The organism is Marinococcus luteus, from assembly GCF_034497705.1.
GTDB lineage: Bacteria > Bacillota > Bacilli > Bacillales > Marinococcaceae > Marinococcus > Marinococcus luteus_A.
The window spans coordinates 1-25,301 of sequence record NZ_JAXRUV010000011.1; the positions used below are offsets into that span (position 1 = coordinate 1).

Consider the following 25,301-nt stretch of genomic DNA (forward strand, 5'->3'; position numbering starts at 1 on the left):
TCTTTTTCCCTCAATGGCACAAACAAAGGCCTCCGAAAATGAATTTCGGAGGCCTTTGTCTACAATCTGAACCACCCTCTGCCTGGCAGAAGGTGGTTTTCTTTATTTAAGAGGAATGAAGGGAAGCATTAGGATGGGACACAATGCAGGTGACATTGCCGTCGATCGTGAAGTCGGTCACGTGGTTCGGGACAAGAAAATGATCGCCTTTTTGGATTGGGGCGCTGTCAGTCAGGTTATCGACAGTACCGCTGCCCTCAATGACGCTGCAGAGCAGAAACGGCGCTTCGCAGGTAAATGAAGCTGTGCCGTGCACCTCCCATTTGTAGACGGAAAAGTAGTCTGCCTCCACAAAGGTGGTGACTTCTGCCTCGCCGTCGGATTCCACGGAAGGATCCACTTTAGCATCCTCATGAGGGAAATGAGTCACGTCGAGGGCCTGCTGCAGATGAAGCTCCCGCTTGTTTCCTTCGTTATCGGTCCGGTCGTAGTCATAGACGCGGTAGGTGACGTCCGAGTTCTGCTGGGTTTCCAGAATAAGCACACTTTCGCCAATGGCGTGCATCGTGCCGCTCGGTACGTAAACAAAATCCCCGGGCTTTACTGGTACTCTCCGTAAAAAAGCGTCCCATTCGCCAGCTGCAATAAGCTCTGTAGCCTCCGACCGGCTATCGGCGTTGTGCCCGAGTACGAGCTCCGCGTCTTCATCGCAGTCAATCACGTACCAGCATTCGGTCTTGCCGTATTCGCCGTTTTCATTAGCGGCGGCGTACTGATTGTCCGGATGCACCTGCACCGAAAGGTCCCTGGCCGCGTCGAGAATTTTCGTTAACAGCGGAAAGCGGTCGCCTTTTAACGAACCGAACCATTCCCGCTTATCCTGCCAGAGATCCAGGAGCGTTTTGCCCGCGTAGGATCCGTTCGCTACAATGCTTGAACCGTTTTGATGGGCGGCAAAGACCCATGCTTCACCGGTCGATGCTGATGGGATGTTGTAATTAAAATGAGTATGTAATTTATTTCCACCCCAAATGCGTTCCTGAAAGATAGGTTGAAAAAAGATAAATTGATCCATGGTCAGCCTCCGTTTATAGTTTGTCTCTTATTCAATATGACAAAGAGCAGAATGCTTTGCAATTCCTGCGTGAATGTTTATAAAAATCCGGGCGTAAATTTTTTTGGATTTAGCGGAAATGCGATCGGCGGGCTACTCTATTATAGGATATAGTAAAGGTATAGAAAACGGGAAGGGGAGCAGAGCATGGAACGGACACTTGGCATGTGGTACCGGAAAGACGGTACGCAGCTGGAATATACTATTTGTGGGAGTGGGGAGCCGGTGCTGGTGATGCATGGAGGGCATGCCAATTGCATGGAGGAGATGGGCTATGCACCGCTTGTGAAGCGGGGATACAGGTTAATTACGCCTTCGAGGCCCGGGTACGGAGCCACAAGCGCTGAAATCGGCGGTTCTCTGGAGAGCACCGCAGAAGCCTACGCCGGTCTGCTTGATTATCTGCAGATAGAGGCTGTTCATGTGCTTGCGGTTTCCGCTGGAGGGCCGAGTGGGTTGATGCTTGCTTCAGCTTATCCTGAACGGGTGCGCACATTAACGCTCGAGTCGGCGGTCACTACCGAATGGCTGAAGAAAAAGGATGCTGCCTATAAAGCGGCAATGGTGCTGTTTCGACCGGTAGTGGAAAAAGGGACTTGGGCGCTATTAAGGATGGCTGTCAAAAAAAGACCGGAAATGATATTTAAACAAATGGCTGCATCATTCAGCACGCTTTCGTATGAACGTATTCGTCAGGAAATAAACAGCGGGGCGCTGCAGGAATTTGCCAGTATGATAGCAGCACAGAGGTCTGGAAAGGGTTTTCTGATTGATGTGAACACAAATGCGGCAGAAGAGGTGCAGCCAAAGATTTATGCACCGGTGCTTATTGTGCACAGTGAGCATGACGCTTCGGTGCCTATTGAGCATGCGTATGAGGCTAAACGGTTAATACCTCAGGCGGAATTAACTATTCTGGATTCGTGGGGGCATCTGATCTGGATCGGTTCGGAAGCAGAGTACAGAGACCATGCTGTGTTAAATTTTTTAAAAAAGAACCGACTGTAAAAAATACGAACGTACGTTTTTATAGCAATCGAGAAGAAGTCCAGGCAGGCCGGCAGTGCTATGATAAATAGAAAGGAGACGGTTGAGAGACAACGTAGAAGGAGGTACAAGCGATGGATAGCAAGGCGGATGAACGGAGGGTGGCTGTGGTCGTCAAAGGTCTGGTTAAAACGTTTGGAACGACCCGGGCAGTGGACGGGATCGATCTGGAGGTGCCGGCAGGAACAGTCTACGGAGTGCTCGGTCCAAACGGGGCGGGGAAAACGACGGTCCTCCGCATACTTGCGACTCTTCTCCAGCCAAGCGAAGGCCAGGCTAGTGTGTTCGGACATGACGTGGTGGAAGAAGCGGCGTTCATTCGGAAGCGGATTAGCATGACGGGACAGTTTGCTTCAGTGGATAAAGACTTGTCGGGTCTGGAAAATCTTCATTTGATCGGGCGTTTAATGGGATTCACACGAGCCCAGGCAAAAGCCCGGGCACACGAGCTGCTGCACGCTTTCGGGCTTAAAGAAGCCGCAAAAAAGCAGGTGAAACAGTACTCCGGAGGAATGCAGCGACGGCTCGATATCGCTGCAAGCATTGTTGTAACGCCAGATTTGCTGTTTCTGGATGAGCCGACCACAGGCCTTGACCCAAGAAGCCGCAACCAGGTTTGGGCTATTGTACGGATGCTCGTGAGTACAGGAACCACGGTGCTGTTAACAACCCAGTATTTAGATGAGGCCGATCAGTTGGCGGACCGGATCGCGGTGATTGATCAGGGAAAAGTCATCGCAGAAGGCACGAGCGGTGAACTGAAAGCATCAATAGGAACGGGGAAGGTTCATGTTCGTCTTCAGGATCCGGCCCAGCGGCCGCTCGCTGCGCAGCTACTTCAGCAAAAGCTGGGTAAAGCTGTGAGTTATTCCTCCAACGCGTCGGAATTGACCGCCCAGGTGGCAGAGAATAATCTGGCGGTTCAAATGCTTGAGGAATTAGATAAGGCCGGCATCGCCGTCTCTGATTTTTCTGTTGGCAAACCGAGCCTGGATGAAGTATTTCTTACGTTAACTGGACGCTCAGCCGAACAGATTGAACAAATGGAGGCGGAAGCATGAACAAAAAACAGGCTCCTCTCAGTCAACAGGATGCGCTCCGGGCTGCAGTTTCGACCAGTGAACGGCCGAAAAACGCAGGCCCGGTCTCAGCATCGCTTACGTTTGGCGGACGAATGCTTTTGAAAATCAAATATGTCCCCGAGCAGCTGTTTGATATTACAGCTTTTCCAATTATCTTTCTGCTTATGTTCACCTATTTATTTGGCGGCGCTATTGCCGGGTCGACGGAAGCCTACCTGCAATTTGTGCTGCCGGGGGTGCTCGTACTCACTGTGGTCATGATTACGATGTACACAGGCATCGAATTGAACAACGATATTACAAAAGGCGTGTTTGATCGTTTCCGGACACTGCCAGTATGGAGGCCTTCGGTTCTTGTAGGCGCGCTGCTCGTGGATCTTGTCAGATATTCGATCGCTTCTACGATTATGATTACGCTTGGCTTTATTCTCGGCTTTCGACCAGAGGGAGGAGTAGTCGGTGTGTTGCTCGGCGTAGCTATACTGCTCGTGTTTGCCTTCAGCCTTTCCTGGATATGGACGACGCTCGGCATCGTGATGAGATCTGAAAAGTCGCTGATGGGAGCAAGCATGATGGTATTGTTTCCTTTAACGTTTATCAGCAACGTGTTTGTTGATCCTGAAACAATGCCCACCTGGCTTCAGCCGCTTGTGGAAATTAATCCAGTGTCTCTGCTGGTCGTGGCTGTCCGCGGCTTCATGGGCGGGGAAGCAGCTTTTGCCGAAATCGGTTGGGTGCTGTTGGTATCATTTTTATTAGTCCTCGTATTCGCACCACTGACCATGTATTTGTACTATAAAAAGTAAGAGGACGTTGTGTATGTTTAAGACTTTTCCACGGTAATTAACGAATACAACAAAATAGAGGTGGATAAATGAAAACCATTGTGTACAAAAAGTATGGCTCCCCCGAAGTCCTCCAGCTCAAAGATATGGAAAAACCCGTTCCTCAGGAAAATGAAATACTGGTGAAAGTAAAAGCGACTACTGTAACCGCCGCAGACATTCGCGCACGGAGTTTCACCGTTCCTCTTTCTGTTTGGGTGCCTGCCCGCATAGCCCTGGGTGTAAGAAAACCGAAAAATGAGATACTAGGTATGGAGTTAGCTGGAGAAGTAGAGTCGGCCGGAAAAGAAGTAACCCGATTTAAAAAAGGCGACCGGATTTTTGCTGCTTCCTTGAGGGGTGCCGGTGCTTATGCCGAGTATAAGTGTCTGCCTGAAGACGGACCAGTATGTATTAAACCCAGTAATTTATCTTTTGGGGAAGCCGCAGCTATACCAATAGGGGCGAGTGCCGCATTGTTTCATCTTGAGAAAGCGGACATTCAGAAGGGGGAGAAGGTGCTTGTCTACGGTGCTTCAGGGAGTGTAGGGAGCTATGCCGTCCAAATCGCCAAGTATCTTGGGGCCATAGTTACAGGAGTTTGCAGCACGACGAATCTGGAATTGGTAAAATCCCTCGGCGCTGATAAGGTAATTGATTACACCACTGAAGATTTTTCCAGTGAAGGAGCGACTTATGATGTTATTTTTGAAGCGGTAAACAAAAGTTCGTTTTCAGCTTGTATGAAATCATTAAAGAAGAATGGCACCTATATAAATGTCACTGTACCGCTGCCGGGAGTTAGAATGCTGTGGACTAAACTGACAAGCAGCAGGAAATTAATTTTGGCCCAAAATTCATCAGAGAACGCCGAAGCTCTCAGCTTTCTCAAGGAGCTTGTGGAGACGGGGGAGTTAAAGGTTGCAGTGGACAGGTACTATGAGCTTGAAGAAATAGTGGCAGCCCATCAGTATGTGGAGAAGGGACACAAGAAGGGGAACGTCATCATCAATGTAGAATATAACGAAAATCCTCAATAAATTAAGCGGTTAATGCAGGCACTTCCGGCAAATTAAACAGTACTTTTTAAAAAAAGATATTTGTTGACATTTTGCTGACACACAAACCACTTATAGTAATAAATGTAGAGGCCGCCACGGCTTATAACACTCCCGCGCTGCAACAGGAAAAACTTCTTTAGAAAGCGGAGTGAAAGCCGGCTTCTGATACAGTTGCCACGTAATCGGCATCGAATCATCATTTTCTTCCGCCCTCTATTTGCTGCATTGTCGAAAGGGAAAGTGCATCAAATAACTGGCACATATGAAGAAAAGGTGAGGATATGCAGTTTACTGGTTCCAGGACCTAAAATATGTTGACCCCCCTAGAACAACGATTGATCGTCCTGTAACTGCAGAAGAAGCCAAAGAGTCATGTGGATACGATGGCCCTATGCAAACAATCCAATTGTGTTTTAGCTGGGTATTATTACTCGGCTTAAGAGCTGCACTCACTCGGGTAGTGCACTCTTCATGGAATTACCCCCTAGATTCATATAGCTGTACGCCCTCGTTCCCCCGCGAGGGTCTTTTTTTTGTACCGGATTGCAAGGGACCCCGTTTGTTCCTGTGCTTTGTTGATTTATAATGAAAGTACATAGAGAAGGGAGAGAGCATATATGAGCTCGATTCTTGTAATTGAAGACGAAACATCGATCAGTCAGGTGCTTCGGGCCTATCTCCAGAAGGCAGGCTTTGAAGTGACTCAAATATATGAAGGAAACGAAGCCGTAGAGACGTTCGACCGCGGGCATTTTGATTTAGCTTTAATTGACGTCATGCTCCCGGGCCGGGATGGATGGGCGGTGCTCGAACATATCCAGAGTACAAGCGACTGCCCGTGTATTATGCTGACCGCTCTCGGGGACGTGGACTACCGGTTAAAAGGATTTGACGGCGGGGCGGACGACTACATTCCGAAGCCTTTTGAAGGTGATGAAGTGGTAGCCCGTGTTCAGGCTGTACTTCGGCGCAGCGGTAAAACAGCCTCTCCAGCGGAGGAGGAGCAGTATCTTAAACGGTTCGGAAGCCTCGTCATTGATGAAAAGGCATACGCTGTGACGCTGAACGGCCTGCAGCTCGATCTGACACCGCGGGATCTGTCGCTGCTTATTTTTCTGGGCAATCACCCGAATCAGTTTTTTGACCGGGAGCAGTTAATTTCCCACGTGTGGGGCATTGATTACGAAGGGAGCGACCGCGCGGTGGACCTGGCTATCAAGCGGATCCGCCGGTCACTGAAAAACTGGCCGGTGGAAGAAGGGGAAATCAGAACGCTCCGGGGAGTGGGGTATCAGCTCAGTGTTAAAGAGGAATAAGGATAAAAAAGTTTCGCTGCTTCGCTACTGGACGACGCGTTACTTTATTACGCTCTGCATTGGCCTGATTATTATTGGCCTGATTTCGTTTTTCTGGCTCCGCTCCTATAATCTAGAACGAGGTCTGAACGTTACTTCTTTTTTGGCGGATGAAATTTCGGAGGATATAGCCGGCTCAGAAGATAATTCAATTGGCTTAAACGCTGACCTTGCTGCCTATGTTCGTGAGCGCCAGCAGGCATTTGATATTGAAACGGAGCCGCTTGTTTATGTAGTGGATAACAACGGAAACATTGTATCCGATTCTTTATTTGGAAATTCGCTTTATCAGGATCCCGTTGTATTTCCGGATTCATTTCTCGAATCAGGCCCGCAGACGGTGAAAGTCCAGCAGGGAAACCTGGAGCAGTACCTGGTCAAGTCACGTATCCAGGGCGAAGACGGTTCATTTGAAGGATGGGTGGTAATCGTCCAGCCGGCCGATTCCCTGGTGAAAGTCGGCGGCCAGTATCAGTTGGTCGGTATCCTGCTGGTGAGTCTGGCTATACTCGGGTGGCTCACGATTTATATTCTTTCCAAGCGGCTGCTCCGTCCGATCAAGCAGATCGCCGAGGCCTTTCAGCGTGTAAAGGAAGAAAAGTATGCCATTCGTATTGATACCGAGGCCAAGGAGCGGGAGATCGATGAGCTGGTTACCGGCTTTAATGATATGACGACGAGACTCGGACAGCTTGAAAGCATGAGGACCGAGCTGCTGGCTGGTGTTACCCATGAGTTGAAAACTCCGGTTACTTCTATCAGTGGGATGGTACAGGCGGTCAAAGATGATGTAGTGACTGGCGATGAAGCGAAGGAATTTTTGAGCGTGACGCTGGCTGAAACGGGCAGAATGCGAAACATGATTGCGGACCTGCTTGAATTTAACACTTTCTCTTCTCAGGGTGTGCCTACAGACATGCGGCCATTGACGCTCGAATCGCTGCTGAATGAGGTCATCCATCAATGGTCGATTTCCAATGACACGGACCGCCTGGATATTCAAAAGCTTTACGGCGAAGAGACGCACGCGGTTTACACTGATCCGATGAGATTCCAGCAGATTATGGTCAATCTTTTGAATAACGCGAATCAGGCAATGAAGAAGGAAGGGACGCTGACCGTCCGGTGCAGTGAAAAAAATGATCACATGGTGGCTATTGAAGTGATAGACAGCGGCATTGGTATTGATGAGGAGGAGCAGCTGCTCGTATTTGAGCGCTTCTACCGGGGAGAAAATAAAAAGTATAATGTGCACGGCCTCGGCCTCGGGCTGCCGTTCAGTAAATTAATCGCCCAGGGACTTGGCGGCGACCTGTACCTGCAGTCGAGCCGGCCGGAAGAGACCGTGTTTGTATTTGAACTGCCACGTGACGTGCCGGACGAGGAGACCAATTATGAAAAACAAACGGATGTGATCTAAAACCTTCTGTTTGACTTTTTCCTGACATGTTTCATCTATACGATAAAGTAAGATTTCAATCTATATCAAAAAAGAGGTTGAACTGATGAAAAAATGGATGTACGCCATTATTACCGCCTGTATACTGTCGAGTGTGGCTCTGCCGGCCAATGTCTCGGCGCAAAAAAGCGAAGCAGGGATAGAACGGATGGGCACGGAGATCCGGGAAAATGATTTAACGAAAAAAGCAGAGCAATACGGCATAGCTATCAAAGATAAAGATGAACAGACAGTAATTGATGAAGTACTTCTGGCGGAATGGAAGGAAAAAGCGGCAGCTTACGGTGTGGAAGTCACTGAAGACGTATCGCAGATGATGGCGGACGTACGGGAGAAGGAAATTATGCACGCGGCCCAGGTACTTGGTATTGGTTCAGAGGGAAAAGATGCAGAGGATATACTTGAAGAAATTTTAAATGATTATGCCCCTGAGGCTGAGACGCAGGGGCTGTATCCGTTTGAACAGGAACTGTAAAAAGCAGCGTTCTCCCGCAGGAGGACGCTGCTTTTATGAGTTAAGGCATGTAGGTCGGGTCAAACGTAGGAAGCTTTAACAAATTGTCTGTTGTCGACTGATCCGGATGAGTCCGGAGATAGGCAGGAGTGTCCGGGTCTTCCGGGTGAACCGTGTCCACACGGACCTTGTCCCCGCCGTCTACGCGAAAATAATAATCCTTACCGTCATCAACGCTTGCGATTGCTTTTTCTATCGTTTCTTCGGTCCCGTCCACCAGCTGTATATGCGTAATGTACTCTTCTTTTTCACGGCTGCCGTCAAAATGAATGGCAGTGATTTGATAATCCATGAAAAGCCTCCTTTACATATTCTTGATAGTGCCTTTCCCGGTAACCTGTTTTATTAATCTTAATGATATGACGCGATCAGAACAGACGAGCTAAAAAACCGGAAAACAAATAAAATTGTTCTCCGGTTATAGATTATTTATGATAATTGCCGGTTTTCCTGAAAATAAGAGTCAATCACTTCGAGTTCATCGTAAGGAACATGCTGATCGTTAATGACCTGGTAGCCACCGAAGCCGAGACCGGTAATGACGATAAGGTCGTCGTTTTCCGCCAGCGAGAGAGCCTTATGAATACCGTCCTCCCGGTGTTTTCGTTTGTATATATTCTCTGCCCCGGGATCGCTAAAACCGGAAGCAACGTCATCGACGATCCGCTGGCGGTTGTATGGGCCGGGGTGATCGACAGAAACGATAATATGATCCGCTTTTCCCTCTACTGCTGCTGCCATTTTTGGACGTTTGGCCGGATCCCGGAGGCCGATTCCGGTAATCATGAGGATAAGCCTGTTATGAGGAAGTCTTTTAACTGTCTCCACCACCAGCTCCAGCGCATCAGGCGTATGGGCGTAATCGAGAATAATCTGCTTCTCCGGATAATCGGAGACAATCTGGAAACGTCCCTCCGCACCCTGAATATCTGGAAGCGAGCACAGAATGTCGGATACTGAGTAGCCGACAGCGAGACACGAGCCTACCGCTGCCAGAGTGTTGGAGATATTATATTCACCAAATACCGGAGCTCTAGCTAAGTAGGAGCGTCCCTGTACAGTCAGCAGAAAGCTCGACCCGCCTGAATCCGTCCGGATGTTGCTGGCCATAATGTCTGCAGAGCGCCGAATGCCGTATGTCCAGACGGGGCCATCGAACATGTTTAAAATGTCCTGGGCCATGCCGTCATCATCAAGATTCACTACAGCCTGGCGCGACTGCCGAAATAATTTTAATTTTGCCCGTTTATAGTTCTCCATCGTGCCGTGAAATTCCATATGCTCAGAAACGAGATTAGTGTGAACGCCCACCTCGAATTCGAGGCCGTGCAGACGTTTTAAGTCGATGGCAATAGAGGTCGCCTCCATTGCTACTGTGCGTGTCCCTTCTTCATAAAAGGATGCGAAAATATCATGCAGGTCTGCTGCCTCCGGCGTAGTCGGAGTGGTGGGCTTAAATGATTGCTTATTATTTTTGGACCATACTCCAGCTGTTCCTATAATGCCCGCAGGCTCTCCTAAATTGTTCAGCATTGACCGTATATAAGCCGTAACAGTCGTTTTTCCATTAGTACCTGTTACGCCGAAGAGGTTCATTTTTTTATGAACGTGATGATGCAGATGTGCTGCATATTCAGCCATCGCTATTTTGCTGTCCTCCACGAGAACAAAGGTGACAGCTGGAAATACAGCAGCATAATGGGTAAGTGTATCGCGGTCGCTTCCTACGATGGTGGACGCGCCGTTATGGACAGCATCCGGAATAAACGTGTGGCCATCGATATTATTGCCCGGTATCGAGACAAAGCAGCCGTTTTCCTGGATTTTCCGGGAATCATAAGTGACATGAGTGATTGTCGATTCAGCGGGGCCGAAAACATCCTGAAAAGGCAGAGAATTATTTTTTTCCCAGTTCCATTTCATCTATTCTTTTCTCTCCTTTCTGCTTGTAGTCACAACTACCGGGGCAGGAAGTATGTGTGATACCCCATTCCCTATCAAATAAATAATTAATCCTTGTTTCCTAAATACATGTTTTCCTTAAAGTGTATAAACTCCTAAAGAAAGGGCGTTCATGCTACAATACAGGCAGAATCAAAAGCGCAAAGGAGAAAAAAGAATGAAAATATATACGGTCGATGCTTTTACGAGTAGGGCTTTTTACGGGAATCCGGCAGGCGTATGCCTGCTGGAAGAAACGGAGCAGAGGTCTGAGGCATGGATGCAGCAGACAGCTGCAGAAATGAATCTTTCTGAGACCGCGTTTCTGGTTAAAAGAGGAGAGGCTGAATACGGAATACGCTGGTTTACCCCATCCGCTGAAGTGGATTTGTGCGGTCATGCGACACTCGCCTCCGCTCATGTGCTGTGGGAAGAAGAAAAGATTCCGGAAACGCAGACGATTACGTTTCAAAGCGCGAGCGGGCCGTTGGCTGCTTTTCAAAAGGAAGGAACCATCTGGCTTGATTTTCCTTCCGAACCGCCGGAGCCTGCGCCTTTAAATGGAGGGCTGCTGGAGGCTCTTGGGGTGGAGGCGCCTGCGGTGGAGCAAAACCGGATGGACGTTATTGTAGAAGTCGATTCCGAACAGACGCTCCGGAACCTCGTCCCGGATATGAAAGCATTAGCCCAGCATACGACGCGGGGATGTTTAGTTACTTCTCTGTCAGAAGAAGAGGGGATCGATTTTGTGTCACGCTGCTTCTTTCCGGCTGTTGGTGTAGAGGAGGATCCGGTAACGGGTTCGGCTCACTGTGCACTCGGTCCGTACTGGGCAAAACGAATGGTAAAGCAGAACTTCACGGCCAAACAGCTCAGTAAGAGGGAAGGCGTTGTAGAGGTGGAAATGCACCGCAGCCGCTGTCACATCGGCGGACGGGCAGTCACTGTTATGAAGGGCGACTGGCTGGCATGATAAAGCGTGAAAGGACTCTTATCTGTAAAATAGAAGCGGGCGCCTTTTAATGCCGGGCGCCCGCTTCTATTTATGTTTTGACGAAGGCATGCCTTCCCAGCGTTCAGCTTCCTCCATATGAATGCCGAACTGGTCGAGCGTGCGGTAGGCAATATGGTCGACAAGTTCATTGATGTCTGCCGGCTGATTGTAAAAAGCAGGCATCGGTGGGGCAATGGTTACGCCGAGCCTGGAAAGGGCGAGCATGTTTTCCAAATGGATAGTATTAAGCGGCGTTTCCCGCGTCATTAACAGCAGGTGCTTACGCTCTTTTAAAACCACGTCGGCTGCACGGGCAATAAGGTTATCCGCAAAGCCGTGACGGATGGAGGCGGTCGTTTTCATGCTGCACGGCGCAATAATCATGCCTTCGGTACGAAAGGAGCCACTTGATATACGGGCGGCCTGATCCTTTGAGGAATACGAAACGTCTGCAAGCGCCTCTACCTGTGACGCTGTGTACGAAGTTTCAAGTGGAATAGTAGCCTTTGCCCAGGAGGATAAAATCAGGTGGGTTTCAATGTCGGTGGATTTTAATATTTCGAGCAGACGGATGCCAAAAATGGCGCCCGTTGCGCCGGTAATGCCAATAATAATTTTCAAAAAAGAACCTCCTTCATGAAGGCCGTAGAAAGACCTTGTTCGCTCGTTTGATTGTATCATGAGTGAGAGTGAACGCGCATGAAAGAGGGATTTAAAACAGCTCTCCGGACTTTATACAAATCTGATTTTGTGACAGTTATGTCAGAAAATGTACATTCAATATAGAATTAATCAACCAATTTTAGCGATAATGCACAGAGAAAATAATAAATTTGTGTGATGATAAACAATGATCCGGTGCATATTTCTCCGATAAAATAAAATTAATCATTAAACGAATGAATGAATAAATTAAACATGAATTGTTCGTTTTTTATTTAGGAGGAAAATATCATGCAGGCACGGCAGGATCTGAGACCAATTACTAGTGAGAAAGAAAGAATCCTTGGGCCGAAAGCTTACGTGGCGATGTGGTGGGGGGACACCATCATGATTGGTACATTCATGCTCGGTTCAAGTCTGATTCCGCCGTTTGGCGACCTGAACCTTTATCAGGCGGGTGCAGCACTGCTTTTGGCAAATATTATGGCCGCTCTGTTGTTTTCATTGAATGGATATGTAGGATGGAAGCATGGTATTCCGATGGTTGTTCAGCTTCGTTCGTCCTTTGGGCCGATTGGCTCCAGAATTCCTGCACTTTTGCGCAGTATTCCGGCTTTGTTCTGGTTCGGGATACAGACATGGCTCGGGGCGCAGGCTTTGAACCAGATTGCCTCGGGCTTTATAGGCTTTGAAAATGTATGGGTGTGGTTTTTTGGCTTTCAGGCCCTGCAGATTTTTCTTTCGGCTAAAGGTATTGAATCCATCAAATGGGTGGAAATTATCGGTTCTGTCATCATTATGGGCGGGATCGTCTACTTAATTTTCCTGTTTTTAACGACGTTTGGATTTGAGGTGCAGGCAGCTGCGAACGTGGATGGCTCCTGGGGCATTCCACTCTGGCTGGCAATGACCGTATTGGTGGGGCAGTTTGCAGCCCTTCTGATTAACGTGTCGGACTACACAAGATACGTCCCGAAAAAGACAAAAACATCCACCTATATTAACGCTCATCTGGTTGGCATGGTGCCGCCGAGCATTCTGCTTCCATTTATCGGAATGCTCGGAGCGGCTGCGGTTGGAATTTGGAATCCGATTGATGTTATTTCCGAATATATTCCTTCTACCGTTGCAAGCATTATCGTACTGGTTTTTATTGCGATAGCCCAGATGACGACGAACTTGATGGCCAACATTATGCCGCCGGCGCTAGTAGCAATGGACCTTTTTAAAATTTCCTGGGCGAAGTCATGCATCATCATTGGTATACTCGCTACGTTCACATGCCCGTGGTGGCTGATGAATGCTGCATATTTTACAACATTCATTGCCATTGTCTCCGCCTTTTTGGGACCGGTATTCGGTGTGATGATTGCGGACTTCTTTTTCGTGCATAAACGAAATTATAACGTAGCAGCGCTGTACGAGCAGAGCAAGCTGTTCCAGGCTTTTAAAGGATGGAATCCTGCAGCAATTATTTCCATTGTTGTTGGTACTGCCGTTTCCTTTATTAATATTGACGGCTCATGGTTTATCGGCGGACTGCCAGCCCTGCTGCTCTATACTGTATTAATGAAATACTGGATTGCAGGGCACGAACCGTATGTTCAGGAGGGGATGAATCAAAGCTTCATTGAAGAAGAGACAGTGAACGAAAAACCGGAGCCCCAGTGGATAAAGGAATAATCAGAAGAACAGGCAGCTGCCTGTTCTTTTTGTATTTAAATTCTTTATTTAGTATAATTATACATAAAGGGAGGCAGGGCGATGGTACATCTCATAGAATTTTTAAAGAAAACCTATGACATCGATTACGAGGCGGAGAGTATTCAGCAGAAAAAGGCGGAATTGTTTTTCCCGGAAATGAATGAAAAGGAAAAAATAGAAGCTGCCTACTTATTTGTGCGTGATAAAGTCAGCCATTCGTGGGATATTCAGGGTGAAACAGTTACCCGGAGAGCCTCGGAGGCGCTGAAATACGGGGAGGGGATCTGCTGGTCCAAGTCGCATCTGTTGGCGGCACTTCTCCGCTCGGAAGGGATACCCTGCGGCTTCAGCTATCAGCGGCTAACACTCTTTGATGAACCGGCAGACGGCTACTGTATTCATGCGTTAAATGCCGTCTATCTTAATGAGGAAGACAAATGGGTGCGGCTGGATGCGAGGGGCAATAAGCCCGGCATCGATGCCCAATTTTTTACCGATAAAGAGCAGCTGGCCTTTAACTTGAAGGAGAAAAAGGACGAGCGGGACTACCCGGGAATATACGCGGACCCGCCGGCAGAGCTCCTAGACGTTCTGGACCGTCACGAGGACCCGATGTATATGTATCGGTACGCGCTTCCGGAATCGCTTATGAAAGATTTTTAATCATTTTCGGCATATGGCAGATATTAAAATCGTTCCGGGGCTTACCCTCCCGGAACGATTTTAATATCTGCCATACTTTTGCCACAATATGTTAATAGCTTTGTCATAAATACTATGTAATTTTTATCACGTTCAGGAGCATAATAATATCGAGTCATGTGAATAATTTCACTTGAATTTGTGAAATAGTGAACAGAGGAGGGGTTTCTACAGTGGATGAGCTGATTTTAGCCAGAATTCAATTCGGATCGACGACGATTTTTCATTTTTTCTTTGTGCCTTTATCGATCGGACTTGTTTTTATGGTAGCAATTATGCAGACGTTATATTATTTCCGCGGTAAAGAAGTGTATTTAAAAATGACGAAGTTCTGGGGTCATCTGTTTTTGATTAATTTTGCAATCGGGGTGGTCACTGGTATCATTCAGGAATTTCAGTTTGGTATGAACTGGTCGGAATATTCCCGTTTTGTAGGCGATGTGTTCGGAGCGCCACTAGCAGTAGAGGCTCTGCTTGCCTTCTTTATGGAATCGACCTTTATCGGACTGTGGATTTTTGGATGGCATCGTCTGCCAAAAGGTATCCACCTGATGTGCATCTGGCTGGTGGCGCTTGGAACGATCCTTTCAGCTATGTGGATTCTCGCAGCCAATGCTTTTATGCAGGAGCCGGTCGGTTATATTCTGCAGAACGGGCGGGCGGAAATGAATGATTTCTTTGCTCTTCTTTCCAATCCTCAGTTTTTAGTGGAATTTCCGCACGTTATATTCGGTGCTTTTGCGACAGGAGCGTTTGTTATAGGTGGCGCAAGTGCTTATAAAATGCTGAAGGGAGAAGAGGTTTCCCTGTTTAGGAAATCGTTCGCCCTGGCGATGGCACTTGGTCTGATCGGCGGTATGGGAACAGCATTCAGCGGCCATGTGCAGGCACAGCATTTGATGGAGTCACAGCCGATGAAAATGGCAGCCAGTGAAGCTCTCTGGGAGGACAGCGAAGACCCAGCCGGGTGGAACCTGTTTGCCTGGATGGATGTCGAAGCGCAGGAAAATAAAGCACAGCTGGAGCTTCCATACCTGCTCAGTTATCTTGCCTATGAAGAATTTGAGGGCTCAGTGCCAGGAATGAAGACGCTTCAGGCGGAATACGAAGAAGAGTATGGGCCGGGAAACTACATTCCGCCGGTAAACGCCACCTTCTGGAGTTTCCGGATAATGGTTGGTGCCGGAATGGCTATGATTGCAGCTTCAGCGCTAGGTCTCTGGTTTTTATTCCGGAAGACGCTTCTTGAACGACGCTGGTACTTAAAGCTGATGATGGCACTTATTGCCTTCCCGTTTATAGCAAACACCGCCGGATGGATCATGACAGAAATCGGCCGGCAGCCGTGGACCGTGTTTGGTTTGATGACGACTGCTGCTTCGGTCTCTCCAAATGTTTCAGTGGGGTCGCTTTTATTTTCCATCATTACATTTACTACAATTTACCTACTGCTTGGCCTTGTGATGGTTTATTTATACATTAAAGAAATTAAACAAGGTACTGAGCATGACCCGGAGGATGAAGATCAAGAGCCGGTGATAGATCCATTTGACAAGGAGGCATATGAACATGGAGCTCAGTGAATTTTGGTTTTTGCTGGTGGCTATTTTGTTTGTTGGATTTTTCTTCCTGGAAGGATTTGATTTCGGCGTCGGCATGGGCACGAGGGTACTGGCCAAAAACGACCATGACCGCCGGGTGCTTATCAATACGATTGGCCCATTCTGGGATGCAAACGAGGTTTGGCTGATTACAGCCGGAGGAGCGGTGTTCGCTGCGTTTCCGCACTGGTACGCTACTATGTTCAGCGGCTACTATATCCCATTTGTATTCGTACTGCTTGCTCTGATTATCCGGGGCGTGGCGTTTGAGTTCCGGGGAAAGGGCCGCCACATGTACTGGAAAAAAACGTGGGACTGGAGCATTTTTCTTGGAAGCCTTATGCCGCCGTTTTTGTTTGGCGTGTTGTTTACGAGTATGCTGAAGGGCATGCCCATTGACGAAACGATGACAATGCGGGCGGGGTTTACCGATTTTGTCAATCTATATTCGGTGGCCGGCGGCCTCACGCTCGTAATTTTATGCTACTTGCACGGCATGATGTTTTTGACGTTGAAAACAGTCGGAGAAGTGCAGGAACGGGCGCGTAAACATGCTGGGAGATCTGCAGCAGCTGTTTTTTCTGCGCTTATCGTTTTCGTGGTGCTGTCTGTTTTTAATACTGATATGTATGTGGTTAAAGGCGGTTGGGTGGCGGCCATTACCGTTGCTACTGTATTGAGCTATGCTGCTGCATTTCTTTTCTCCCTGCGGGGCAGAGACGGGTGGGCATTTATCTTTTCAGGCTTCGGGATAGCTTCTGTTATCGCTTCAGTTTTTGTGGCCATGTTTCCAAGAGTTATGGTGAGCTCTCTTTCATCATTAAATGACTTAACGGTATACAGTGCTTCCTCGGGGGATTACTCCCTGCGGGTCATGTCGATCGTAGCCATTACGCTTTTGCCGTTTGTGCTCGGCTATCAAATATGGAGCTATTATGTGTTCCGGAAACGGGTCACTGGAAAGGATCTGACCTACTAATGGGAAAAGACTTACTGGCTTACCGGGGAGCAAAGGCCTGCTTCAGCTGGATAACGGTGCTGACGCTCATCCAGGCAGGCATGATTGTGATGCAGGCGTACTGGCTCGCCCGGGCTATTGTGCCGTTATTTGAACAACAGGGCGTGCCGTCTGCGTTAGCGCCTGCTGCCTGGTTTACAGCTGCCCTGGTTTTACGCTATCTTCTGCAGTCCTGGAAAGAGGCTCTGGCTGCTTCCTATGCCAGCAGGTTGACGGGGGAAAAACGCGATGCGCTCTTTCAAAAAATCGGCCGGCTCGGTCCGGGCAACACTGTCCGGGGCACGGGAGGCACAGTAACAACTTTTGTGGAAGGAATGAGTCAGTTTCAGCGCTATGTTGAACTGTCGCTTGTAAAAATCCCCGGTGTGCTTATCATTCCGGTCGTCACTGGAGCGGTGGTATTAAGCCAGGACATACGGTCGGGGGTCGTTTTATTCACAGCTTTTCCCATTCTAATTGTATTTATGATTCTTCTTGGAGTGGCGGCGAAGGCAAAGGCGAACAAGCAGTGGCATTCCTACCAGCTGTTATCCAACCATTTCATCGACTCGGTGCGGGGGCTGAAAACACTGGTGTATTTAGGGAAGGCACGCGGACATGAACAAAACATCCGTAAGGTGAGTGAGCAGTACCGGAAAGCGACGATGAGCACACTGAAGGTAGCATTTTTAAGCTCGTTTGCCCTTGATTTTTTTGCCATGCTTTCAGTAGCGGTGGTAGCCGTTTTTCTTGGTTTGAACTTGATTGAAGGGCAGGGGGAGCTGCTTCCGGCACTATTTGTGCTTATTATGGCCCCGGAATTTTTCATGCCGGTACGTGAACTCGGGAGCGATTTCCACGCGACGCTCGACGGTAAGGAAGCCGGGGCTGCTGCCGAACAGTGGCTGGCGGAAAAAGAGAAGAATCAGGAGCCTGAGCTTCAGCACGAGTGGACAGACCAGAGCAGGTTAATGCTGAAAAACATTTCCGTGACTCATGCCGGAAGCGAAGCGAATGCACTTAACGAGGTTTCCGCGGTTTTAGGTGGATTCGAAAAAATCATGATTGCCGGAGACAGCGGTTCAGGTAAATCTACGCTCATTCATCTGCTGGCCGGGTTTCTGCCGGCCTCAAATGGAGCGATGGTCATAGACGGAGAGTGGCGGACCCATTTACAGCAGGAAGGATGGAGGCAGCAGATTGCTTACATTCCGCAGCACCCGCATATTTTTGCAGGAACCATTGAAGAAAACATATGCATGAATAAGCCGGAAGCCTCAAAAAAAGAAGTGAATGACGCAGCGAGGCAGGCGGGCCTTAGTGAATGGATAAAAAGCCTCCCGAAAAAAGAAATGACAGTCGTAGGCGGAGGAGGCCGTGGTATTAGCGGCGGGCAGGGGCAGCGTATAGCGATCGCACGTGCGTTTTTAAGCGGCCGGCCGATTCTGCTGATGGATGAACCCACCGAGCATTTGGATATAGAAACAGAATATGATATTAAACAGCGGTTAAAACAGCTGTTTGAAGGTAAGCTAGTCATTATGGCGACGCACCGGATGCACTGGTTAAATGATGTCGATCGGGTGATTTTTCTGAAAGAGACCCGAGTAGCTGGAGACGGTAGCCCCGAGGGTCTGATGAGAAGCAGCGCGGCTTTTCAGGAATGGATTCGGATGCAGAGGAGAGAAGCAGAATGAAGGGGCAATGGATACTGCCTTACGTAAAAAAATATAAGCGGGGTATCGCATGGACGGCCTTCTTTGGGCTTCTTGCCTCCATATCAGCCGTGGCTCTGCTGTTTGTTTCAGGCTTTTTGTTAACCAAATCGGCCACTCAGCCTGAAAATATTTTAATGGTATACATTCCGATTGTTGCTGTCCGGGCTTTTGGGGTCAGCCGGGCAGTCTTTCGTTACGCAGAACGGCTGGCAGCACATCAGGCAGTACTAAAGATTTTATCTGATATGAGAGTTCGTTTATACAGAGGGCTGCTTCCTGTGGTGGAAAAAGGGTCTCATCTGCTTCATGCTGGAGATATGCTCGGGCTTCTGGCTGAGGACATCGAGCGCCTCCAGGATATTTACATTAAAACCGTCATGCCAGCAGTAAGCGCGCTCGCTCTTTATCTGCTGTCAGCACTTTGGTTTGGGTTTTTTTCCTGGGGGATGGGCGCTTTGGCAGCCGTGTATGCGCTCATCTATATGACTGTGGTTCCGTATTGGTCCTACAGACGCACAGCCTCATTTGTGCAGAAGTGGAAGCCAAAACGGGCGGGGCTGTATAAAGAAACATCAGAGGCGGTTTTCGGGATTGGGGAATGGCTGTTGAGCGGTCGTTTCATGGAGCTTGCCGGACGTTTTCGCCAGGCGGACGAGGCCATGCGTTCAGTGGAGTGGAAATACAGCCGGTTTATTCGCGCCCGCGGGATACTTTTACAGACAGTGACAGCGGGGCTTGTGCTCATTGTTTTGGTATGGGCCGGATCCGGGGCGGAAGCGGGATCGCTTACCCCAACGCTCGTGGCGGCGTTTGCCTTGTTTATTTTTCCGCTCACAGAAACGCTAATCCCAATTTCTGAGGCGGTGGGCGAACTGCCGAGGTACACGCATTCGACAGAGCGCCTAAACAGGCTCGAAGCGGAAGAGGATCTTCAGGATTCGCAGTCGTGGAAGCCGGAATACGAGGAAAAGCATATTTTCTTTGATGATGTTTCTTTTCATTATGAAGCTTCACAGCCCGTGTTGAAGCATTTGCAGGCAGAATGGAGGCCTGGCTGCCGTGTAGCTCTTTTAGGGCCAAGCGGATCCGGGAAATCAACAGTGCTAAACCTGCTGCGGGGCGTGTGTTTTCCTTTTCACGGAGAAGTGGTTGTGGAGGGGCGGCCGGCTTCTGCCTGGGGCGAGAGAATTACGGAAAAGATTGCCGTATTGAACCAATCTCCGTATTTATTTTCGACTACGGTAGAAAATAACATACGGCTTGGCCGCCCGGACGCATCAATAGAAGAAGTAAAGCAGGCGGCAAGACAGGCACAGATTTATGACGCTGTAAACTCGCTGCCGGAAGGATTCCATACGAATATGCAGGAGGCGGGTGCTCGTTTTTCCGGCGGCCAGCGCCAGCGTATAGCACTGGCGCGGGTGCTTCTGCAGGATACACCAATCGTCGTTTTAGACGAGCCTGCGGTCGGGCTTGATCCCCGGACGGAGCAAGCATTAATGGATGACGTGTTGCAGTCATTAGAGGGTAAGACGGTAATTTGGATTACTCACCATTTAAGTGGACTGGAGCAGGTAGATGAAATCTGCTTTTTGGATCAGGGGCGGATTACAATGCGCGGTACTCACGAAGATTTAATGCATACAAGCCCACGGTATCAGAGGCTCTATGAGCTTGACCGTCCGACAGCAGTTCTTCAAGAAAAAGAAAAGACAATAAAATAACCGAAGAGCCAGTCCTGTAGAAAAACAGGCTGGTTTTTTGTGTTCCAATCTGCAGGACCCGGGTGTTATGTTCTTTATGAATAGCTTATGATTCACGGCATTCGGGTAAAATGAGAGTAATTGGAGAAAGTCAGGCAGGAGGGAAGGTCTATGGATTACTGGTACTATAGAAAGAACGACGAAGAGCATGGCCCGCTGTCGAGTCCACAGATGCGGGCATTAATCGATGAAAAGCAAATTGGTGCTAAAACCCTTGTATGGTCAGAAGCTACCGGTGGGCGATGGCTTCCACTCAGTCGTACGGTCCTTGTTGAAGCATTGGTGGAGGATGAAGAACATCCGGGAGATCAGGCGAGAAGCGCTTTTATCCGGGCTTCGACCCGGATTAATCAATATGTCGGAGAAGAAGGATCTGCAGATTTTCATCTGAAAAATCTGTTCTCCAACGTGTTTAAGCGGCACTCAAGGGAAGAAGCAGAGCTTGTGTTTATTTCCGGTACTTCTCTGACAACACCCAACGAGCAGGAGATTCCACTGTCGTGGCCAAAGCCGTGGCTGTTTTCGCGTGTACTTCTGGTGCTTGTGATCACGTATTTGATTTTATATGGATGCACGCTGTTCTTCGGCAATGTTTTGACAATTCCCGGCATGATCGCCATCGGTTCATTTGCTGCACCGTTTGCACTCGTTGTATTTTTTTACGAACTGAATGCGCCGAGAAATATCAGTATGCTTCGTCTGCTGCAGATGTTTTTCGTCGGCGGAGTGGCGTCGATTTTTGTCACGCTGATTTTGTATTCCTTTATCCCCATCGGTGAAATTGGGTTCTTCAGCGCTATCGTCATCGGTGTGGTCGAAGAAGTGGGAAAGCTGATTATTATCGCATACTTAATTAAGAAAACGCAGGTAAAGTATATTCTGAACGGGCTCTTAATCGGTGCTGCTGTCGGTGCAGGCTTCGCTGCCTTTGAATCCGCCGGCTATGCGCTTAATTTCGGCCTGCAGTACGGGACTGGCGTAATGATCGACGTTATTTTTGAACGCGGCTGGCTGTCGATTGGCGGGCACGTTGTATGGGGTGCCATTATTGGCGCTGCCCTGCTGCTCGTGAAGCGAGACGAGCCGCTCCAGAGAAAGCATGTGGCGGACCGGCAGTTTTTGAAAATCTTTATTATTCCAGTGCTTCTACACGCGGTATGGGATATGCCTATTGCGTTATTCCCTGACAGCCGTTTTGTCCAGCTGATTTTGATCGCAGTGGCCTGGTATTTGATTTTGACGATGATTCAGGCTGGTCTTCGGCAGATTGCGGCTTTGCATACAAATGGAAAAAAGCCGGAGCGGGCCGTCGAAGAAGAACTGGAAGCCGAAGCAATGTCCCGGGGACAGACGAGGTCACGAATGGGCCGAAAAGATAAAAAAGAATAAGGAGCGAACAGCGACATGCCTGAAGGACCAGAGATACGGCGGGAAGCCGATAAAGTGGAAAAAGCCCTGCAAAAGGGACCGATCATCGAGATGTATACGGCGTTTGAACGATTAAAGACTTATGAAAATCTGCTTTTGGGGTCAAATGTCAACGAGGTGGCGACAAAAGGAAAAGCGATGCTCATCCACCTGAACAGTGGCTATACTATTTATTCCCACAATCAGCTGTACGGAAGATGGTATGTTAAAAACAGCTACACGTACCCGAAAACAAAACGGCAGCTCCGGCTCGCTCTGCACAACGAAAAGCAGTCCGCACTGTTATACAGCGCCTCGGATGTGGAAATTATGCCGACAGAAGAAATCTGGGATCACCCGTTTGTCTCGAAGGTCGGGCCGGATCCGCTCAGCGAGAAAGTAACAGCAGATATGATTGTGGAGCGTACCCTGGATAAAAAGTTTCGGAATCGTCGCCTGACGTCACTTCTGCTTGATCAGCATTTTGTCGGGGGCATCGGTAATTATTTGCGCAGCGAAATATTGTTTGCGGCTGGTGTCTATCCGGATCAGCGGCCCGCCGATTTAAGTGACGGGCAGGTTCGGAATCTGGCTGAAGAACTGCTGATATTAATAGAACGGTCCTATAAACATAAAGGAATAACAACTGATAAGTCAGTCGTTGAGCGGGCAAAGGCAGAAGGAAAAACATACAGCGAGTACAGGCACTGGGTGTTCAACCGCGGTGGGCAGCCGTGCCGGGTGGATGGTACGGAAATTATCCGTTTCACTGCCGGCTCAAGACGCTGCTATTACTGTCCGACCTGCCAGCAAAAATAAACGGTGCGACCGCCATCACCTTCATTTGAAAAAAAGAACTGCTCCCTGCATAATAAATATGTTACTAAACATAAGTATTTGCAGCAGTGATGGGGGATATGGTGGGGGATAAGCGAACTAAACCGTTAAAGCTCGTAACATGGATTACCTTGTTGATTTCTGCAGTGATGCTGATTGCGCTTTGCATTACCGGAATCATCGTTGCCGTAGATACTGCTGACGATGTTCGGGAGCAGCAGGCAGAAAAAGCATTGAACATTGCCGAGGCTGTCAGCCATTCGCCGGAAGCAGCTGAAGCACTGCAGGCTGGTGAACAGGGTGGGAGTCTCCAGGAATATACAAAAGAAGTGCAGGAAGCAACAGACATGGAATATATTGTCGTCATGGATATGAACAGCGTGCGTTATACGCACCAGCGCGAAAACAGAATCGGTGAGGAATTTGCCGGTGGAGATGAAACAGAGGCTTTAAACGGCAAAACGTATGTATCAACGGCTGAGGGAACGCTCGGCGTCTCCATGCGGGCATTTGTACCGGTGATGGAGGGGGGCGAACAGATCGGAGTCACCTCCGTGGGCATTCTGACTGACAGTATTCAGGAAGATATCTGGGCAGACCAGCAGACGCTGGTTCTCGGAAGCGGTATCGGTCTTGCTGCCGGTGTCATTGGCGCTTTCTGGCTGGCACGTCGGATCAAAAAAACGATGCACGGGCTCGAGCCGCTTGAAATATCGCAGGTGCTTGAACAGCGGGAGGCAATTATGTCCTCGGTGCGGGAAGGCGTACTTGCTGTCAACAGCAGCGGCACGGTGATTCTGGCCAACGACGCGGCCAGGGAACTGTTCGCGGAAGCCGGCGCCGAAGAAGACCCGATCGGAAAAGATATATCCTATTTCTTTGCCGATTCTCTCCTGAAAAGGGTGCTGCAGACTAAAGAGCAGGAGCTTGACCAGGTCCAGCAGCTGAAAGACGTAGAAATTATTGTGAGCTGCATGCCGGTGGTTTCCGATGCCACTCTGCTTGGAGCGGTGGCTACTTTCCGAAACAAGGATGAACTCACACGGCTCGTCGAGCAGCTGTCCGGGGCCAGAACCTATGCAGAGACGCTCAGGGCCCAGTCCCATGAGTTTATGAACAAGCTTCACGTCATTTCGGCCATGATCCAGACGGAGTCGTATGAAGAGCTCGACGACTATGTGATGAGCATTTCAAGCAACTACCGCCAGGAGGTCGGATGGGTGACCGCATATGTAAAGGATCCGGTGCTTGCCGGTTATTTAATGAATAAAATATCCAACCTGCAGGAAAATGGCATCGAAGTAGAGCTGTCGGGAAGCGGGATGTGGCCAGCGATGGCTGATCCTGAATGGACCGACCATATGATCACGATTATCGGCAATCTGATCGACAATGCCCGTGACGCGATGAAGCATACGCCGGCCCCTCATTTGTTTATGCATCTTTACGAAGAGAACAGCTATCTCGGCTTCCAAATCGAGGATAACGGGCGGGGGATGGATGAGAAGACCCAGGCAGAACTGTTTGAACGGGGATACTCGACGAAAGGTGAAGGCCGGGGCTTTGGCATGTACAATACGAAGCGTTCCCTCGATACGCTAGAAGCAGAAGTGTTTATCGATTCCCACCCGGGAGAAGGAACAGCCTTTGATGTACAGATACCAATAGAGAGGGAGAAATGAAATGAGAGTATTAATGGTCGAAGATGACCCGATGGTAGCTAAATTTAACCGCATGTATGTTGAACGGGTCCCGGGGTTTGACGTAGCGGGGCATGCGGAAAACCTGGCGAAGGCAAAAGAGATGCTTCGTGCAGAAGCGATTGATATTGTGCTCTTGGACGTGTATTTAAGTAAAGAAAATGGTCTTGATCTTCTGGAGGAGCTGCGAAAAGAACAAATCCCGGTGGACGTGATAGCAATTACGTCGGCCAATGACACCTCCTCCCTACAGCGGGCCAAACGGCTTGGCTGTACGGATTACCTGATTAAACCGTTTCACTTTGAGCGTTTCCGGGAAGCGTTAATCAATGTAAAGGAATGGCAGAAGGCCTCCGGGACAAAAAAGGAATGGGGGCAGGAGGATGTGGATCAGCTATTTTTAGCCAATAAGGGCACACAGGAGGAGCAGGAGCTGCCCAAGGGCCTGACGACAGAAACCTTCCGGATTGTCGGCGAAGAGATTCTGAAGCATGCCGGCAGCACCTTTACGACGCAGGGACTCGCAGAAAGTACGGGCATTTCAAGAGTGTCCGTGCGGAAGTACCTCGCTTTTCTAGAGGGAGAAGGGGTGCTTAAAATAACGATGAATTATGCGGGAAGCGGCAGGCCGCTGCAGCAGTACACGATGCCTCCGGAACAGGTAGAAATACTTAAAGACTGGATGGAAAAGTAAGGAAAAAGGCTGTCAGTTTTGGTTATTTTGTTTACAAAAGTATGTGCTTACTTACAAAATGTATACAAAAAATCAAAACTTTATTATATTAGTCAGCAAGCGCTTTCAATAATCTGAAAAGTTA

22 protein-coding genes are annotated in these 25,301 nt (G+C 48.8%); 18 read left to right on the top strand and 4 right to left on the bottom strand.

Features of this window, described 5'->3' with window-relative positions:
• Positions 1-106: 106 nt before the first annotated feature.
• Positions 107-1,075, bottom strand: coding sequence for a mannose-6-phosphate isomerase, class I (gene manA / locus Q9M42_RS14045; RefSeq protein ID WP_322527087.1), 969 nt, complete (start codon positions 1,073-1,075; stop codon positions 107-109).
• 186 nt (positions 1,076-1,261) lie between these two features.
• On the opposite strand from manA, the gene Q9M42_RS14050 reads away from it, so the two are divergent.
• The 7 genes from Q9M42_RS14050 to Q9M42_RS14080 all read left to right on the top strand — a co-directional run bounded on the left by Q9M42_RS14050 (position 1,262) and on the right by Q9M42_RS14080 (position 8,417).
• Entirely contained in the window at positions 1,262-2,122 is an 861-nt protein-coding gene (locus Q9M42_RS14050; protein ID WP_322527088.1) for an alpha/beta fold hydrolase, read from the top strand.
• Positions 2,123-2,235: 113 nt separating this feature from the next.
• Complete coding sequence (locus tag Q9M42_RS14055; protein WP_322527089.1) at positions 2,236-3,222, top strand: ATP-binding cassette domain-containing protein; 987 nt, start codon at positions 2,236-2,238, stop codon at positions 3,220-3,222.
• A complete protein-coding gene (locus Q9M42_RS14060; RefSeq protein WP_322527090.1) occupies positions 3,219-4,049 on the top strand; it encodes an ABC transporter permease in 831 nt (276 codons plus the stop codon). Before Q9M42_RS14055 ends, Q9M42_RS14060 begins: the two co-directional genes overlap by 4 nt.
• Before the next feature lie 68 nt (positions 4,050-4,117).
• Entirely contained in the window at positions 4,118-5,107 is a 990-nt protein-coding gene (locus Q9M42_RS14065; RefSeq protein WP_322527091.1) for an NAD(P)-dependent alcohol dehydrogenase, read from the top strand.
• Between the two features lie 638 nt (positions 5,108-5,745).
• Entirely contained in the window at positions 5,746-6,444 is a 699-nt protein-coding gene (locus tag Q9M42_RS14070; RefSeq protein ID WP_322527092.1) for a response regulator transcription factor, read from the top strand.
• Positions 6,428-7,903 (top strand): HAMP domain-containing sensor histidine kinase, encoded by a 1,476-nt coding sequence (locus tag Q9M42_RS14075; protein WP_322527093.1) that lies wholly within the window; start codon positions 6,428-6,430, stop codon positions 7,901-7,903. Before Q9M42_RS14070 ends, Q9M42_RS14075 begins: the two co-directional genes overlap by 17 nt.
• Before the next feature lie 85 nt (positions 7,904-7,988).
• Positions 7,989-8,417 carry a hypothetical protein gene (locus Q9M42_RS14080; protein ID WP_322527094.1) on the top strand — a complete coding sequence of 143 codons (429 nt, stop codon included), beginning with the start codon at positions 7,989-7,991 and terminating at the stop codon, positions 8,415-8,417.
• A 40-nt stretch (positions 8,418-8,457) separates the two neighbouring features.
• Here the strand turns inward: Q9M42_RS14080 and Q9M42_RS14085 are convergent, their stop codons facing one another.
• Together Q9M42_RS14085 and Q9M42_RS14090 are read right to left on the bottom strand one after the other, a co-directional pair.
• Positions 8,458-8,748, bottom strand: coding sequence for a DUF3892 domain-containing protein (locus tag Q9M42_RS14085; protein ID WP_322527095.1), 291 nt, complete (start codon positions 8,746-8,748; stop codon positions 8,458-8,460).
• A 137-nt stretch (positions 8,749-8,885) separates the two neighbouring features.
• Positions 8,886-10,379: a UDP-N-acetylmuramoyl-L-alanyl-D-glutamate--2,6-diaminopimelate ligase gene (locus Q9M42_RS14090; protein ID WP_322527096.1), complete on the bottom strand. Its 1,494-nt coding sequence runs from the start codon at positions 10,377-10,379 to the stop codon at positions 8,886-8,888.
• Positions 10,380-10,575: 196 nt separating this feature from the next.
• On the opposite strand from Q9M42_RS14090, the gene Q9M42_RS14095 reads away from it, so the two are divergent.
• Positions 10,576-11,370 carry a PhzF family phenazine biosynthesis protein gene (locus Q9M42_RS14095; protein WP_322527097.1) on the top strand — a complete coding sequence of 265 codons (795 nt, stop codon included), beginning with the start codon at positions 10,576-10,578 and terminating at the stop codon, positions 11,368-11,370.
• 66 nt (positions 11,371-11,436) lie between these two features.
• Here the strand turns inward: Q9M42_RS14095 and Q9M42_RS14100 are convergent, their stop codons facing one another.
• Positions 11,437-12,012 (bottom strand): UbiX family flavin prenyltransferase, encoded by a 576-nt coding sequence (locus tag Q9M42_RS14100; RefSeq protein WP_322527098.1) that lies wholly within the window; start codon positions 12,010-12,012, stop codon positions 11,437-11,439.
• Positions 12,013-12,345: 333 nt separating this feature from the next.
• Between Q9M42_RS14100 and Q9M42_RS14105 the strand changes: the two genes are divergently transcribed.
• The 10 genes from Q9M42_RS14105 (at position 12,346) to Q9M42_RS14150 (ending at position 25,177) form a co-directional block, all read left to right on the top strand.
• The gene (locus tag Q9M42_RS14105; protein WP_322527099.1) at positions 12,346-13,737 is read left to right on the top strand and encodes an NCS1 family transporter; all 1,392 of its coding nucleotides are present in this window, start codon (positions 12,346-12,348) and stop codon (positions 13,735-13,737) included.
• Positions 13,738-13,818: 81 nt separating this feature from the next.
• Entirely contained in the window at positions 13,819-14,421 is a 603-nt protein-coding gene (locus tag Q9M42_RS14110) for a transglutaminase-like domain-containing protein (protein WP_322527100.1), read from the top strand.
• Positions 14,422-14,633: 212 nt separating this feature from the next.
• The gene (locus Q9M42_RS14115) at positions 14,634-16,043 is read left to right on the top strand and encodes a cytochrome ubiquinol oxidase subunit I (RefSeq protein ID WP_322527101.1); all 1,410 of its coding nucleotides are present in this window, start codon (positions 14,634-14,636) and stop codon (positions 16,041-16,043) included.
• On the top strand, positions 16,030-17,040 hold the full coding sequence (cydB, locus tag Q9M42_RS14120) for a cytochrome d ubiquinol oxidase subunit II (protein ID WP_322527102.1): 1,011 nt from the start codon (positions 16,030-16,032) through the stop codon (positions 17,038-17,040). The genes Q9M42_RS14115 and cydB overlap by 14 nt, the downstream gene beginning before the upstream one ends.
• A complete protein-coding gene (cydD, locus tag Q9M42_RS14125) occupies positions 17,040-18,755 on the top strand; it encodes a thiol reductant ABC exporter subunit CydD (protein ID WP_322527103.1) in 1,716 nt (571 codons plus the stop codon). Before cydB ends, cydD begins: the two co-directional genes overlap by 1 nt.
• Positions 18,752-20,500, top strand: a complete 1,749-nt coding sequence (gene cydC, locus Q9M42_RS14130; RefSeq protein WP_322527104.1) for a thiol reductant ABC exporter subunit CydC — start codon at positions 18,752-18,754, stop codon at positions 20,498-20,500. Before cydD ends, cydC begins: the two co-directional genes overlap by 4 nt.
• A 150-nt stretch (positions 20,501-20,650) precedes the next feature.
• Entirely contained in the window at positions 20,651-21,928 is a 1,278-nt protein-coding gene (locus Q9M42_RS14135; RefSeq protein ID WP_322527105.1) for a PrsW family glutamic-type intramembrane protease, read from the top strand.
• 15 nt (positions 21,929-21,943) lie between these two features.
• Entirely contained in the window at positions 21,944-22,765 is an 822-nt protein-coding gene (gene nei / locus Q9M42_RS14140; protein ID WP_322527106.1) for an endonuclease VIII, read from the top strand.
• Between the two features lie 89 nt (positions 22,766-22,854).
• A complete protein-coding gene (dcuS, locus tag Q9M42_RS14145) occupies positions 22,855-24,465 on the top strand; it encodes a DcuS/MalK family sensor histidine kinase (RefSeq protein ID WP_322527107.1) in 1,611 nt (536 codons plus the stop codon).
• A 1-nt stretch (position 24,466) separates the two neighbouring features.
• Entirely contained in the window at positions 24,467-25,177 is a 711-nt protein-coding gene (locus Q9M42_RS14150) for a response regulator (RefSeq protein ID WP_322527108.1), read from the top strand.
• Positions 25,178-25,301: the final 124 nt, after the last annotated feature.

Bases quoted from the DNA above. Each gene is read 5' to 3' on its own strand.
- Q9M42_RS14050 (WP_322527088.1), top strand. From the start codon at position 1,262: ATGGAACGGACACTTGGCATGTGGTACCGGAAAGACGGTACGCAGCTG.
- Q9M42_RS14110 (WP_322527100.1), top strand. From the start codon at position 13,819: ATGGTACATCTCATAGAATTTTTAAAGAAAACCTATGACATCGATTAC.
- cydD (WP_322527103.1), top strand. From the start codon at position 17,040: ATGGGAAAAGACTTACTGGCTTACCGGGGAGCAAAGGCCTGCTTCAGC.
- Q9M42_RS14135 (WP_322527105.1), top strand. From the start codon at position 20,651: ATGGATTACTGGTACTATAGAAAGAACGACGAAGAGCATGGCCCGCTG.
- Q9M42_RS14150 (WP_322527108.1), top strand. From the start codon at position 24,467: ATGAGAGTATTAATGGTCGAAGATGACCCGATGGTAGCTAAATTTAAC.
- Q9M42_RS14085 (WP_322527095.1), bottom strand. From the start codon at position 8,748: ATGGATTATCAAATCACTGCCATTCATTTTGACGGCAGCCGTGAAAAA.
- Q9M42_RS14070 (WP_322527092.1), top strand. From the start codon at position 5,746: ATGAGCTCGATTCTTGTAATTGAAGACGAAACATCGATCAGTCAGGTG.
- cydC (WP_322527104.1), top strand. From the start codon at position 18,752: ATGAAGGGGCAATGGATACTGCCTTACGTAAAAAAATATAAGCGGGGT.
- cydB (WP_322527102.1), top strand. From the start codon at position 16,030: ATGGAGCTCAGTGAATTTTGGTTTTTGCTGGTGGCTATTTTGTTTGTT.
- Q9M42_RS14060 (WP_322527090.1), top strand. From the start codon at position 3,219: ATGAACAAAAAACAGGCTCCTCTCAGTCAACAGGATGCGCTCCGGGCT.
- Q9M42_RS14055 (WP_322527089.1), top strand. From the start codon at position 2,236: ATGGATAGCAAGGCGGATGAACGGAGGGTGGCTGTGGTCGTCAAAGGT.
- manA (WP_322527087.1), bottom strand. From the start codon at position 1,075: ATGGATCAATTTATCTTTTTTCAACCTATCTTTCAGGAACGCATTTGG.
- Q9M42_RS14080 (WP_322527094.1), top strand. From the start codon at position 7,989: ATGAAAAAATGGATGTACGCCATTATTACCGCCTGTATACTGTCGAGT.
- dcuS (WP_322527107.1), top strand. From the start codon at position 22,855: ATGGGGGATATGGTGGGGGATAAGCGAACTAAACCGTTAAAGCTCGTA.
- Q9M42_RS14105 (WP_322527099.1), top strand. From the start codon at position 12,346: ATGCAGGCACGGCAGGATCTGAGACCAATTACTAGTGAGAAAGAAAGA.
- nei (WP_322527106.1), top strand. From the start codon at position 21,944: ATGCCTGAAGGACCAGAGATACGGCGGGAAGCCGATAAAGTGGAAAAA.
- Q9M42_RS14090 (WP_322527096.1), bottom strand. From the start codon at position 10,379: ATGAAATGGAACTGGGAAAAAAATAATTCTCTGCCTTTTCAGGATGTT.
- Q9M42_RS14065 (WP_322527091.1), top strand. From the start codon at position 4,118: ATGAAAACCATTGTGTACAAAAAGTATGGCTCCCCCGAAGTCCTCCAG.
- Q9M42_RS14095 (WP_322527097.1), top strand. From the start codon at position 10,576: ATGAAAATATATACGGTCGATGCTTTTACGAGTAGGGCTTTTTACGGG.